The 11,759-nt window shown below is 71.4% G+C and carries 15 protein-coding genes, 2 tRNA genes and 1 pseudogene; 6 read left to right on the top strand and 12 right to left on the bottom strand.

From position 1 onward, the window contains the following. Window positions 1-408: pseudogene (locus tag AC1RNL_RS13135) on the bottom strand (hypothetical protein); the annotation flags it as partial. Between the two features lie 51 nt (window positions 409-459). On the opposite strand from AC1RNL_RS13135, the gene AC1RNL_RS13140 reads away from it, so the two are divergent. Together AC1RNL_RS13140 and AC1RNL_RS13145 are read left to right on the top strand one after the other, a co-directional pair. Beyond that, window positions 460-1,347, top strand: a complete 888-nt coding sequence (locus AC1RNL_RS13140; RefSeq protein WP_310124774.1) for an acyl-CoA thioesterase — start codon at window positions 460-462, stop codon at window positions 1,345-1,347. After that, on the top strand, window positions 1,344-1,922 hold the full coding sequence (locus AC1RNL_RS13145) for a GNAT family N-acetyltransferase (RefSeq protein ID WP_310124771.1): 579 nt from the start codon (window positions 1,344-1,346) through the stop codon (window positions 1,920-1,922). Before AC1RNL_RS13140 ends, AC1RNL_RS13145 begins: the two co-directional genes overlap by 4 nt. Before the next feature lie 55 nt (window positions 1,923-1,977). Here the strand turns inward: AC1RNL_RS13145 and AC1RNL_RS13150 are convergent, their stop codons facing one another. The 6 genes from AC1RNL_RS13150 to msrA all read right to left on the bottom strand — a co-directional run bounded on the left by AC1RNL_RS13150 (window position 1,978) and on the right by msrA (window position 7,247). Further along, a complete protein-coding gene (locus AC1RNL_RS13150; protein ID WP_246991358.1) occupies window positions 1,978-3,504 on the bottom strand; it encodes a CoA-acylating methylmalonate-semialdehyde dehydrogenase in 1,527 nt (508 codons plus the stop codon). A gap of 56 nt (window positions 3,505-3,560) precedes the next feature. Beyond that, window positions 3,561-4,016: an acyl-CoA thioesterase gene (locus AC1RNL_RS13155; RefSeq protein WP_128190743.1), complete on the bottom strand. Its 456-nt coding sequence runs from the start codon at window positions 4,014-4,016 to the stop codon at window positions 3,561-3,563. Further along, on the bottom strand, window positions 4,016-5,698 hold the full coding sequence (gene ettA / locus AC1RNL_RS13160) for an energy-dependent translational throttle protein EttA (protein ID WP_246991360.1): 1,683 nt from the start codon (window positions 5,696-5,698) through the stop codon (window positions 4,016-4,018). The genes AC1RNL_RS13155 and ettA overlap by 1 nt, the downstream gene beginning before the upstream one ends. A 4-nt stretch (window positions 5,699-5,702) precedes the next feature. Beyond that, a complete protein-coding gene (locus tag AC1RNL_RS13165; RefSeq protein ID WP_364194280.1) occupies window positions 5,703-6,134 on the bottom strand; it encodes a DUF6993 domain-containing protein in 432 nt (143 codons plus the stop codon). Window positions 6,135-6,178: 44 nt separating this feature from the next. After that, complete coding sequence (locus tag AC1RNL_RS13170) at window positions 6,179-6,655, bottom strand: single-stranded DNA-binding protein (protein WP_364194283.1); 477 nt, start codon at window positions 6,653-6,655, stop codon at window positions 6,179-6,181. Window positions 6,656-6,722: 67 nt separating this feature from the next. Next, window positions 6,723-7,247, bottom strand: a complete 525-nt coding sequence (gene msrA, locus AC1RNL_RS13175; RefSeq protein WP_492935479.1) for a peptide-methionine (S)-S-oxide reductase MsrA — start codon at window positions 7,245-7,247, stop codon at window positions 6,723-6,725. 111 nt (window positions 7,248-7,358) lie between these two features. Here msrA and AC1RNL_RS13180 point away from each other — a divergent pair, with 111 nt between their 5' ends. Continuing rightward, window positions 7,359-7,601: a hypothetical protein gene (locus tag AC1RNL_RS13180; RefSeq protein ID WP_246991380.1), complete on the top strand. Its 243-nt coding sequence runs from the start codon at window positions 7,359-7,361 to the stop codon at window positions 7,599-7,601. A 76-nt stretch (window positions 7,602-7,677) separates the two neighbouring features. Here the strand turns inward: AC1RNL_RS13180 and AC1RNL_RS13185 are convergent, their stop codons facing one another. The 3 genes from AC1RNL_RS13185 to AC1RNL_RS13195 form a co-directional block, all read right to left on the bottom strand. Continuing rightward, window positions 7,678-8,238, bottom strand: coding sequence for a YceI family protein (locus tag AC1RNL_RS13185; protein WP_128190231.1), 561 nt, complete (start codon window positions 8,236-8,238; stop codon window positions 7,678-7,680). Between the two features lie 94 nt (window positions 8,239-8,332). Then, the gene (locus AC1RNL_RS13190; protein ID WP_400530614.1) at window positions 8,333-9,004 is read right to left on the bottom strand and encodes a DedA family protein; all 672 of its coding nucleotides are present in this window, start codon (window positions 9,002-9,004) and stop codon (window positions 8,333-8,335) included. 50 nt (window positions 9,005-9,054) lie between these two features. Further along, window positions 9,055-9,127, bottom strand: a tRNA-Arg gene (locus AC1RNL_RS13195). A gap of 77 nt (window positions 9,128-9,204) precedes the next feature. Between AC1RNL_RS13195 and AC1RNL_RS13200 the strand changes: the two genes are divergently transcribed. From AC1RNL_RS13200 to AC1RNL_RS13210, 3 genes are all read left to right on the top strand, one after another. Further along, entirely contained in the window at window positions 9,205-9,846 is a 642-nt protein-coding gene (locus AC1RNL_RS13200; RefSeq protein ID WP_400530616.1) for an HAD family hydrolase, read from the top strand. A gap of 25 nt (window positions 9,847-9,871) precedes the next feature. Next, the gene (gene orn / locus AC1RNL_RS13205; protein WP_128190229.1) at window positions 9,872-10,495 is read left to right on the top strand and encodes an oligoribonuclease; all 624 of its coding nucleotides are present in this window, start codon (window positions 9,872-9,874) and stop codon (window positions 10,493-10,495) included. Window positions 10,496-10,561: 66 nt separating this feature from the next. Beyond that, a tRNA-His gene (locus AC1RNL_RS13210) sits at window positions 10,562-10,634 on the top strand. Window positions 10,635-10,644: 10 nt separating this feature from the next. Here the strand turns inward: AC1RNL_RS13210 and AC1RNL_RS13215 are convergent. Together AC1RNL_RS13215 and AC1RNL_RS13220 are read right to left on the bottom strand one after the other, a co-directional pair. Next, on the bottom strand, window positions 10,645-10,878 hold the full coding sequence (locus AC1RNL_RS13215; RefSeq protein WP_364197291.1) for a hypothetical protein: 234 nt from the start codon (window positions 10,876-10,878) through the stop codon (window positions 10,645-10,647). 142 nt (window positions 10,879-11,020) lie between these two features. Further along, entirely contained in the window at window positions 11,021-11,323 is a 303-nt protein-coding gene (locus AC1RNL_RS13220; RefSeq protein ID WP_492935480.1) for a hypothetical protein, read from the bottom strand. Window positions 11,324-11,759 lie beyond the last annotated feature (436 nt).

The following is an 11,759-nucleotide window of genomic DNA, read 5'->3' on the forward strand; positions in this document are numbered from 1 at the left end:
GGCCTCGACGGCGGCCGCCGCCTGCGCGGCGAGCGAGCGCACCGCCTCCGCATCGACGTCGCCCGCGTGCGCCCAGCCGCCCCGCGGCGGCGAGACGGCCGCCCACGCCGGGCGACCCACGGCATCCGGCACCTCGACGTCGGCGCCCTCGCGCAGCGCGTCGCGCAGCGCCGGCAGCGCCACGACGCCGTCGAACCTCGCCGGCTCGCGCATGCGCGACGCCCGCGCGACGAGGATCGTCGGGCCGGTGTCGAGCAGGCCGCTCGAGGCGGTCATGGGCGTGGTCAGCAGCGCGACGTCGCCGTCGGCCGCGAGCCGCACCGTGCCGTCGCCGAAGACGGCGGCGCGGTCGAGCAGGAGGACGAGGTCGGCGCGGGCGCGCTCGTCGAGGGAGAGGATGGCGTGCATGCGCTCCCTAGACTAGAGCGGCCCCGTCGGGCACCGTTCGAGAGGACCCGCATGACCGAGCGCATCCGCATCCTGCTGGAGACCCTGGCCCTGGCCGAGACGGGCGCCCGCACGAGCGAGGACATCTTCACCGGCACGAGCCACCCGATGCCGTTCGGCCGCGTGTTCGGCGGCCAGGTCATGGCGCAGGCCGTCGTCGCCGCGCAGCGCACGGTCGCCGAGGCGCGGCGCATCCACTCGGTGCACGGCTACTTCGTGCGGCCGGGCGACGTCGAGCTGCCGATCACGCTCGCCGTCGAGCGCATCCACGACGGCCGCTCGTTCTCGACGCGGCGCGTGCAGGCCTACCAGCAGGGCGTGCCGATCATGTCGATGATCTCGTCCTTCCAGGACGACGACCCCGGCCCCAGCTCGCAGCACACGATGCCGGAGGGCCTGCCGCGGCCCGAGGAGCTGCCGAGCTCGGAGGACCTCCTCGCGCCCTACGCCGGCCACCCGCAGGCGCGCGCCGTCATCGCCCGCCCCTTCGACATCCGCCACGTCGAGGGGCCCGTCTACGTGCCCGACCCCACGCGCCCCCGGCACGGCAAGCAGCACGTCTGGATCAAGGCGAAGGACCGCCTGCCCGACGACGACGCGCTGCACCGCGCGGCGCTCGCCTACCTCTCCGACTACGCGATCCTCGAGCCGATCGTGCGCATGCACGGCGCCGCCTGGGCGACGCCCGGGCTCAAGGCCGCGAGCCTCGACCACGCCGTCTGGTGGCACCGGCCGGCGCGGGTCGACGAGTGGCTGCTGCTCGAGCTCGAGACGAGCTCCTCCGGCGGCGGTCGCGGCCTCGCGAACGGCTTCGTCTACACGGCCGACGGCACCCACGTCGCGACGATCGCGCAGGAGGGCATGGTGCGCGTGCCCGAGCAGCCGGGCGACCCCGCATGAGGGTCGAGCCGATCGCCCCCGCCGAGGCCATGCGCACCCTGCGCGACGCGCTGCCGCTGCGCACCGAGCGCCTCGTGCTGCGCACGCTCCGGCCCGACGACCTCGACGCCGTGCGCGACTACCGCAACGCCCCCGGGCAGCGGCGCTGGACCTACAACCGCGACCAGACCGAGGCCGAGCTCATGGCCTGGACGGCCGGCGGCGCCCCCGTCTACCTGCGCGACGGCGACGCGGCGCAGCTGGGCATCGAGCTCGACGGCCGGCTCGTCGGCGACCTCATGCTGCGCATCACGAGCCTCGCCGGCCGGCAGTTCGAGCTCGGCTGGATGATCGCCGCCGACGCGCAGGGCAAGGGCATCGCCACCGAGGCCGCGCGGGCGGCGCTGCAGCTCGCGTGGGCGATGGGCGCGCACCGCGTGATCGCCGACCTCGACGAGGAGAACGTCGCCTCGCGGATCGTGGCCGAGCGGCTCGGCATGGCGGTCGAGGCGCGACTGGTCGAGAACGAGGTCAACCCGGCCACCGGCGAGCTCGGCACCGCGCTCATCCTCGCCGTCCGGCGCGACGCGGCATAGCGACGGCGCCCCGTCCGGAGGCGGGGCGCCGTGCGCTCAGGGCTCGTACTCGGGGCTAGTTCTCGGGGAAGCCGAGGTTCAGGCCGCCGTGGCTCGGGTCGAGCCAGCGGCTCGTGACGACCTTCTCGCGCGTGTAGAACTCGAACGCGTGCTTGCCGTAGGCCTTGCCCTGGCCGAAGATCGAGCGCTTCCAGCCGCCGAACGAGTGGTAGCCGACGGGCACCGGGATCGGCACGTTGATGCCGACCATGCCCACCTGCACCTCGTTCTGGAACCGGCGCGCGGCGCCGCCGTCGTTCGTGAAGATGGCGGTGCCGTTGCCGTAAGGGTTGCTGTTGATGAGCTCGAGGCCCTCCTCGTAGGAGGCGACGCGCACGACCGAGAGCACCGGCCCGAAGATCTCCTCCTTGTAGGCGGCGGAGTCGGTCGGCACGTTGTCGATGAGCGTGGGCTTCAGCCAGAAGCCGTTCGGGTCGCCGTCGACCTCGGGGTCGCGGCCGTCGACGACCAGGTCGGCGCCGTCGTCGGCGGCGGTCTGGATGTAGCCGGCCACCTTGTCGCGGTGCGCGCCGGTGATGAGCGGGCCCATGTCGTTGTCGCGCGTGCCGTCGCCCGTGCGGATCGCCGCCATCTTCTCCTTGATCTTGGCGGTCAGCTCGTCGGCGATCGAGTCGACCGCGACGACGACCGAGATCGCCATGCAGCGCTCGCCCGCCGAGCCGAAGCCCGCGTTCACGGCCGCGTCGGCGGTGACGTCGAGGTCGGCGTCGGGCAGCACGAGCATGTGGTTCTTCGCGCCGCCGAGCGCCTGCACGCGCTTGCCGTGCTTCGAGCCCGTCTCGTACACGTACTCGGCGATCGGCGTCGAGCCGACGAACGAGATCGCCTGCACGTCGGGGTGCGTCAGCAGCGTGTCGACGGCCTCCTTGTCGCCGTGCACGACCGTGAGCACCCCGTCGGGCAGGCCGGCCTCCTGGAAGAGCTCGGCGATGAAGACCGCCGCCGACGGGTCCTTCTCGCTCGGCTTGATGACGACGCAGTTGCCCGCGGCGAGCGCGACCGGCGCGAACCACAGCGGGATCATCGCCGGGAAGTTGAACGGGCTGATGATCCCGACCACGCCGAGCGGCTGGCGCAGCGAGTAGACGTCGACGCCCGTCGACGCGTTCTCCGAGTACTCGCCCTTCGTGAGCAGCGGGAACGCGGTGGCGAGCTCGGCGACCTCGATGCCGCGCGCGATCTCGCCGAGCGCGTCGGAGTGCACCTTGCCGTGCTCGCGCGTGACGATCGTCGCGAGCTCGTCACGGCGCTGCACGATGAGCTCGCGGAAGCGGAACATGATCGACTGCCGCTTCGCGATCGACAGGTCGCGCCAGGCGGGGAACGCCGCCTTCGCGGTGGCGATCGCCTCCGAGACCTCGTCGGCGCTCGCGAGGCCGACCTCCGACACGGCGACGCCGATCGCGGGGTTGAACACGGGCGCCGTGCGGCCGTGGCCCTCGCGGCGCCGGCCTGCGATCCAGTGCGGGATGCGGGTGGGGGCGGTGGACTGCTCGGTGGTCTCGACAGCGGTGTCGGTCATGGTGGGAGCTCCTCCAGAAGGGTGGCCTCGTTGCGCTGCCAGCCTACCGGCGGGCCTCAGCCCCGGCGGAACTCGACCGGCGCCTCCACGTAGGGCGCCCAGGCCTCCCGCTCCGCGTCGCTCAGCCGGCGCGGCCGGCCTGTCGACGCATCCAGCATCACCACGGTCGTCGCCGCCCGCGCGTACACCTCGGAGCGATCGGGCGAGAGCACCTCGTAGCAGACCTGCATGCTCGCGCCGCCGAGCTGCCCGACCCAGATGTCGACGACGATCGGCTCGCGGTGGTGCGGGATCTGCCCGAGGTACTCGGCCTCCTGCCGCGCGATGACGGTCACGCTCGTCGCGCCGGGCCCGGCATCGATGATCGCGGTGGTGGGCGAGCCCTCCGGCCCGCCCGCCCAGAACGCCGAGACGCGGGCCTCCTCGAGCAGGGTCAGCAGCGCCGCGTTGTTGACGTGCCCGTACGCGTCGAGGTCGGACCAGCGCACGCGCACCGGCACCGCGAGGCGCATCAGTCCCTCGTGAGCTTGCGGTACGCCGAGCGGTGGGGCTTCGCCGCCTCCGGGCCGAGCCGCTCGATCTTGTTCTGCTCGTAGGCCTCGAAGTTGCCCTCGAACCAATACCACTCGGCCGGGTGCTCGTCGGTGCCCTCGTAGGCGAGGATGTGCGTGGCGATGCGGTCGAGGAACCACCGGTCGTGGGTGATCACGACGGCGCAGCCGGGGAACTCGAGCAGCGCGTTCTCGAGGCTCGAGAGCGTGTCGATGTCGAGGTCGTTGGTGGGCTCGTCGAGCAGCAGCAGGTTGCCGCCCTGCTTGAGCGTGAGCGCGAGGTTGAGGCGGTTGCGCTCACCGCCCGAGAGGACGCCGGCCTTCTTCTGCTGGTCCGGGCCCTTGAAGCCGAACTTGCTGACGTACGCGCGCGACGGGATCTCGACGTTGCCGACCTGGATGTAGTCGAGCCCGTCGGAGACGACCTCCCACAGGTTCTTGTTGGGGTCGATGTTGGAGCGGCCCTGGTCGACGTAGCTGAGCTTGACCGTCTCGCCGATCTTCAGGTCGCCGCCGTCGAGCGGCTCGAGGCCCACGATGGTCTTGAAGAGGGTGGTCTTGCCGACGCCGTTCGGGCCGATGACGCCGACGATGCCGTTGCGCGGCAGCGTGAACGAGAGGCCGTCGATGAGCTGGCGGTCGTCGAAGCCCTTCTGGAGGTCCTTCGCCTCGAGCACGATCGAGCCCAGGCGCGGACCCGGGGGGATCTGGATCTCGTCGAACTCGAGCTTCTTGGTGCGCTCGGCCTCGGTCGCCATCTCCTCGTAGCGGGCGAGGCGGGCCTTCGACTTCGCCTGGCGGCCCTTCTGGTTGCTGCGCACCCAGTCGAGCTCCTCGGAGAGGCGCTTCGCGAGCTTGGCGTCCTTCTTGCCCTGCACCTGCAGTCGCTCGGCCTTCTTCTCGAGGTAGGTCGAGTAGTTGCCCTCGTACGGGTAGAGGCGGCCGCGGTCGACCTCGCAGATCCAGCCCGCGACGTGGTCGAGGAAGTACCGGTCGTGGGTGACGGCCATGACCGCGCCGGGATACTTGGCAAGGTGCTGCTCGAGCCACAGCACGCTCTCGGCGTCGAGGTGGTTGGTGGGCTCGTCGAGCAGCAGCAGGTCGGGCTTCTCGAGCAGCAGCTTGCACAGCGCCACGCGGCGCTTCTCGCCGCCGGAGAGGGTGGTGACCGGCCAGTCGCCGGGCGGGCAGCGCAGCGCGTCCATCGCCTGCTCGAGCTGGGAGTCGAGGTCCCACGCGTCGGCCGCGTCGATCTGCTCCTGCAGCGTGCCCATCTCGGTCATGAGCGCGTCGAAGTCGGCGTCGGGGTTCGCCATCTCGGCCGAGATCTCGTTGAAGCGCGCGATCTTCGCCATCATCGGGCCGAAGGCCTCCTGCACGTTCTCGAGCACGGTCTTCGACTCGTCGAGCTCCGGCTCCTGCATGAGGATGCCGACCGAGTAGCCGGGCGAGAGCTTTGCCTCGCCGTTCGAGGGCGTGTCGAGGCCGGCGATGATCTTCAGGATCGTCGACTTGCCCGCGCCGTTGGGGCCGACCACGCCGATCTTCGCGCCGGGGATCACCGCGGTCGTGACGTCGTCGAGGATCACCTTGTCGCCCACCGTCTTGCGGGCGCGCACGAGGGAGTAGATGTATTCGGCCATGCCCTCAGTCTACGGTGACGATCTCCCCCACCAGGCACCGGCCGCTGCCGAGCGCGCTCGCCCGGACGGCGGTCGCCTCGCCCTCGCCGACGCTGCCGACGAGGCATCCGTCGCCCTCCCTCACCGCGATCTGCACGAACGTGACGGGCGCGCCGAGCGAGTCGACCTCGCGCGTGCGCTCGATCGCGGACCGCGCGAAGCCAGCGGCCTCGACCGCCGCCACGATCGCGTCGGGGGCGGTCGGCGACTGCCCCTCGAGCGCCGAGCGGAAGGCGGCGAGCGCCTCGTCGCCCGCTGCCGAGGCGGCGGGAGCGTCGGCGGGGCCGCCGGTCTCGGCCGGCGATGCCACGGGGACCGGCTCAGCCGGCCCCGGCGACGACGCGCAGCCGGCGAGGACGAGCGAGGCGAGCAGCACGACTGCCGCGAGCTGGCGCACGCGCCCTCCTCCACCTGCCGGACCGGACGGCCCCAGCCTAGGGCTCAGAACGGCGGATCGGCGTCGGCCCCGGGCGCGTGCCACTGGTCGGCGCCGGCACCGACCAGCGCCGGCTCAGGCGCCTGCGCCTCGCGGTCGGCGGGGGCCGGCTCGCGGTGCTCGGCGTCGGGCTGCGGCTGCCGGCGCTCGCGCGACACCGGGCCCACGCGCAGCGAGTGCCCGACGTGCTCGGCGCGGATCTTGACGCTCGTGCCGCGCTTGTCGCCCGACTCCCACTGGTCGACCTTGAGCTTGCCGAGCACGACGACGAGGTCGCCCTTGCGCAGCGACGATCCGACGTGCTCGGCGAAGCCGCCCCACGCCTCGACGGAGAACCAGTTGGTGTGGGCGTCGACCCACTGCTCGTCCTCCTTGCGGCGACTCGTGCTCGCGAGGCGGAACTCGGCCACGCGGTCGCCGTTGACGGTCTTCACGATCGGGTCGCCTCCGAGGGACCCGACGACGGTGATTGCATCGTTCATGCCGCGAGGATGCACCGCGGCGAGCGGCGCCCGAGCACGGCCGCGGCCGAGCTGTGGAGAACGGCGGTCAGCCGCGCAGGTACTGGGCGAAGCCGGCGCGGATCTTGTTGACCTTCGGCACCGCGACGGCGAGGCAGTAGCCCTGCGTCGGGTTCTTGGCGAAGAAGTCCTGGTGGTACTCCTCGGCGTCGAAGAACTCGCCGAGCGGCTCGAGCGTCGTGACGATCTCGCCCGGCCACCACTCGCCGGCGCGCGCGATCGCGGCCTCGAAGGCCTCGCGCTCGGCGTCGTCGCGGTAGAACATCGCCGACCGGTACTGGGTGCCGACGTCGTTGCCCTGCCGGTTGAGCTGCCGCGGGTCGTGCATCGTGAAGAACATGTCGAGCACGACCTCGGTCGGCAGCCGCTCCTCGTCATAGACGACCTTGACGGCCTCGGCGTGCCCCGTGGCGCCGGTGCACACGAGGTCGTAGCTCGGGTGGGCGACGGAGCCGCCGGTGTAGCCGGAGACGACCTCCTCCACCCCCTCGACGACGCGGTACGCCGCGTCGAGGCACCAGAAGCAGCCACCGGCAAGCACGATCTCACGCATGCGTCGAGCCTAGACGGCGAGCCTGTGCGCACCCCATGCCCGCGGACGCCCCGCGGCATGTGGGTGGCCGCTCGTAGCGTCGGTGGTGCGGAAGGAGTCGCGATGGCAATCATGAGCAGCACCCAGCGGGGCACGGCCCCTCGAGCGGCGCACGTCGCCACGCGCCGCGTGCGCGACGACCTCTGGCGCGTGGTGAGCGCATCCGGCCTCGCCCTCGGCTACATCGCGCGCGTCGACGGGCCGGGCGGCCCCGCGTTCGAGTCGCGCCGCCTGCTGCCGGGCGGCACCACCCTGCTGCCGATCGGCCGCGGCTGGTCGCTCGACGACGCGCTCGCCTGCTTCACCGGCCCCTGAGACCGGCCGCCGAGATGCGAGGAGCGGGGCCGGGGCATGCGCCCCGACCCCGCTCCGCAGATGTGCTGCCGCCGGCTCAGGCCGCGACGGGAGCCTGCTGGATCGCCGAGATCTCGATCTCGATGTCGACGTCGTCCGACAGCATGACGCCGCCGGTCTCGATGGCGACGTTCCAGCTGATGCCGAAGTCGCTGCGCTTGATGCGCGTGCGGGCCGAGGCGCCGGCGCGGGTGTTGCCCCACGTGTCCGGGCCGATGCCACCGAACTCGAGCAGCAGCGAGACGGGCTTCGTCACGCCGCGGAGCGTCAGGTCGCCGTCGACGTAGAGGTCGTCGCCATCGACGCGCGCGCCGGTGGAGACGAAGGTCCACTCGGGGTGCTCCTCGATCGCGAAGAAGTCGTTCGAGCGCAGGTGCTGGTCGCGGTCGGCGTTCTTGGTGTTGATCGTCGACGGGTCGACGGTCGCCGTGATCGACGACTCCTCGGGCTGCTCGGCGAGCACGATGGTGCCCTCGAGGCCCTCGATCTCGCCGCGGACCTTCGCCACCATCATGTGGCGCACGGAGAAGGTGACGTTCGAGTGCGAGCCGTCGATGACGTAGGTGCCGGGCTGGTAGCCGGGGATGTTCTGCAGCATGGGAGCCTTTCGGTGAGTCGGAAGTCCTTCAGAATCGAACCAACCGGCGGCGACGCGATCGCATTCCCGATCGATCCGAGGATCCTCCGCCGGCTCACTCGCCGTGCAGGAGGTCCTTGCCCTCGCGGCGGTTGCGCAGCACGCGCGCGGTGACCCACCACGCGATCACGATGAGCACGGCGGCGACGACCACCCACTGGAGCGCGTCCATGTATGGCTCGATCACGTGGTAGTTCCGGCCGAGGGAGAAGCCGATCATGATGAAGATCGTGTTCCAGATGGCCGAGCCGACGAGCGTCAGCCCGAGGAACAGCGGAAGGGGCATCCGCTCGATGCCCGCAGGGATCGAGATGAGGCTGCGGAAGATGGGCAGGAACCGCCCGAAGAGCACCGTCTTCCAGCCGTGCCGCGCGAACCACGCGGTCGTCCTGTCGATGTCGCTCGCGCGCACGAGCGGCACGCGGCTCGCGATCCTCGCCAGCCGCTCGTGGCCGAGCCACCTGCCGAGCAGGTAGAGCGCGAGCGCGCCGACGACGGACCCGATGGTGGTCCAGATGATGGCCTCGGCGAGCGTGAAGCCGCCCTGCGCCGCGGTGAAGCCCGCGAGCGGCAGGATCACCTCGCTCGGGATCGGCGGGAACAGGTTCTCGGCGGCGATCGCGATCGCCGCACCGGGCGCGCCGACCGTCTCCATCAGGCTGACGGCCCAGCCGGCGACGCCGGTGAGGTCGTCTGCGGGCTGGGTCTGGGTGAGGACGTCGAGCACCTCGACAGCCTACGGTCGCCGGTCTGGGCGAGGCCTGAGGCCGTCAGCTGCGCCCCCGGCGGGAGTCGAACCCGCGACAAAAGGATTAGAAGGCCTCTGCTCTATCCGCTGAGCTACGGGGGCACGCCCAATCTACCGGCCCGCGGACGGCAGCCAGCGGGCTGCACCGGGCGAGCCCCGTCGCATGCAAGGCTGGGCTCATGACCGGCGCACTCCTGTTCGACATGGACGGCACGCTCATCGACTCGGAGCCCATGTGGCACGACGAGATGCGCCGCTTCGCGCGGGCGCACCGCATCGAGTGGACGACCGAGGACTGCCACTGGACCACGGGGCGGCCGATGGTCGAGTGGGGCGAGCGGATGCGCGAGCGCGGCGTCGACATGGACCGAGCGGCAATCGTCGCCGACATCGCCGGCGCCGTCGCGGCGGGCGTCCGGGAGGACGTTCCGTGGCTGCCGGGCAGCCTCGCGCTGCTCGAGCGCGTCGCCGAGCGCGGCATCCCGGCGGCGCTCATCACCAACGCATCGGGCGAGAACGCCCGCGCGCTGCTCGAGGCGGCCCCGAAGGGCGCGCTGCGGTTCGCGGTCTCGGCCGACGACGTGGAGCGGTCGAAGCCCGACCCCGAGCCCTACGCGCTCGCCGTCCGCAGGCTCGGCGCCGACGCATCCGCCTCGATCGCCTTCGAGGACTCGGGCAGCGGCGCGCGCTCGGCGGCGGCCGCCGGCGCCCGGCTCTGGTTCCTCACGACGCAGCTGCCCGAGTCGCCGGTGCCCGCGGAGCGCACGATCGGCACGCTCGCGGATGTCGACCCCGACGAGCTCTTCGCCGCGCTCGGCTGAGCGCCGCGGCGCATACGATGAGGCTATGGCTGCGAGTGACCGGATCGTCTGGATCGACTGCGAGATGACGGGGCTCGACCCGAGCGTCGACGAGCTGGTGGAGATCGCGGTCGTCGTGACCGACTTCGAGCTCGAGGTGCTCGACCCGGGCCTGCAGATCGTGATCAAGCCCTCCGACGCGGCGCTCGAGCAGATGGGCGACTTCGTGCGGCAGATGCACGCGACGAGCGGCCTCGACGCCGAGATCCCGCACGGCATGCCGCTCGCCGAGGCCGAGCTCGAGGTGCTCGCCTACGTGCAGCGCTTCGTGCCGCTCGAGCGCACCGCGCCGCTCGGCGGCAACACGATCGGCACCGACCGCATGTTCCTCGCGCGCTACATGCCCGTGCTCGACGGCTTCCTGCACTACCGCTCGATCGACGTCTCGAGCATCAAGGAGCTCTCGCGCCGCTGGTTCCCGCGCGCCTACTTCCAGGCGCCCGAGAAGGCAGGCGGCCACCGTGCGCTCGCCGACATCCTCGAGTCGATCCGCGAGCTGCGCTACTACCGGCGCGCGGTGTTCACGGACGCGCCCGGCCGCGCGAGCGACGAGCTCCAGGCGATCGCGCGCGACGTCTCCGACGGGTTCGGGGCGCACCTGCCCGGGTGAGCCGCCGATGCGGCGATCCGGCTCCGGATGTCGTATGCTGTCCTGGTTGCGTTCTGAGCGCACATGGTGGGTATAGCTCAGTTGGTAGAGCGCCGCCTTGTGGTGGCGGATGTCGCGGGTTCAAGTCCCGTTACTCACCCACAGCCGGGTCACGTGTGAACTTCCTCCAAGGGACCACCCTTGGAGGAAGTTCGCACCTGGCCCTCTTTCTTTGCCTCGGCGGCCCCGGTGAGAGCGTCGGCCTGCAGGTCGGCGTCGCTCCGTCCGTCGTATGGAGTGCGGTAGCCGACGCGCACGTCGTTGTCCTCGTCGACGTAGATCGCCTTGAACAGCGCCTGGTTGCACAGCCGGCGGTTCGCGTGACGTTGGACAGCAGCTCGCACAAGCCTCTGCAGGAACCATCACGGAGTGGTGGGTCAGCGTGAGCCCAGCGGCACATGCGCCTCCACGCACCCGGTTCGTCAACCACATGCAGTCCGACGACGAGCGGTGGGCGTCCGCGACCTGCAGCGCCGCGGGTCCCGGCTACGCACCCGCGACGCCCGTCGCGAAGCCCATCACCGAGTCGAGCACCACGATGAACGCGAACTCGAGGGCGACGCCGAGGGCGCCCATGCCGATCGCGACGCTCATCACCCGCGCCGGGGACCGCCGGATCGCGACCGCGGCAAGACCGAGCGCGATGGCACCGCCGCCGAGCCACCACGTCGGGGTCGGATCGCCGGGCACGACTGCTGACCACGCCGCCGCGAGACCGAGAAGCGCGCCAGCGATGGCGAGCACGTGTCCGAGGACAGCCAGAACCGCGCTCCACGCCGCGGTCGGCATCTTGGGCTGCGCGGTCATGTGTCCTCCTGAGATTGGGTTGCGTCCATGATGCACGGAGCCACCCTCGCGCGCCGGCTACGGCCGCGGAAGCCGGCTCAGCTACCGGGCCAAACTGCGCCAGGGCTCGCAGGCGTCTCCGGCGAAGCTCCGCGCTCAGTCGGCCGCTTGCGCTTCCTGCTGGTCCTACCCAGCGAGCAGCTCCTCCCGCTCGCGCCGCCACGCGGCGTGGTGCTTCCCGTACTCCTTGCGATTGTCGGAGTCGAGCTGGCCGAAGACCGTGTCTTTCGGTGGCTGCGGCTCCAGGCTCAGACCTGATCACCGCTCTTCAAGCACCACCGATAATCCAAGTTATGTAGTTTTCAAGGTGGGTAGTACCCCCACTCGTACGGTTGGTCTCACTCCCCGCGCGTGACGCTCACTCTCCGAGAATCATGGC

This window comes from Agrococcus sp. GW821-FHT14H11, from assembly GCF_058803545.1.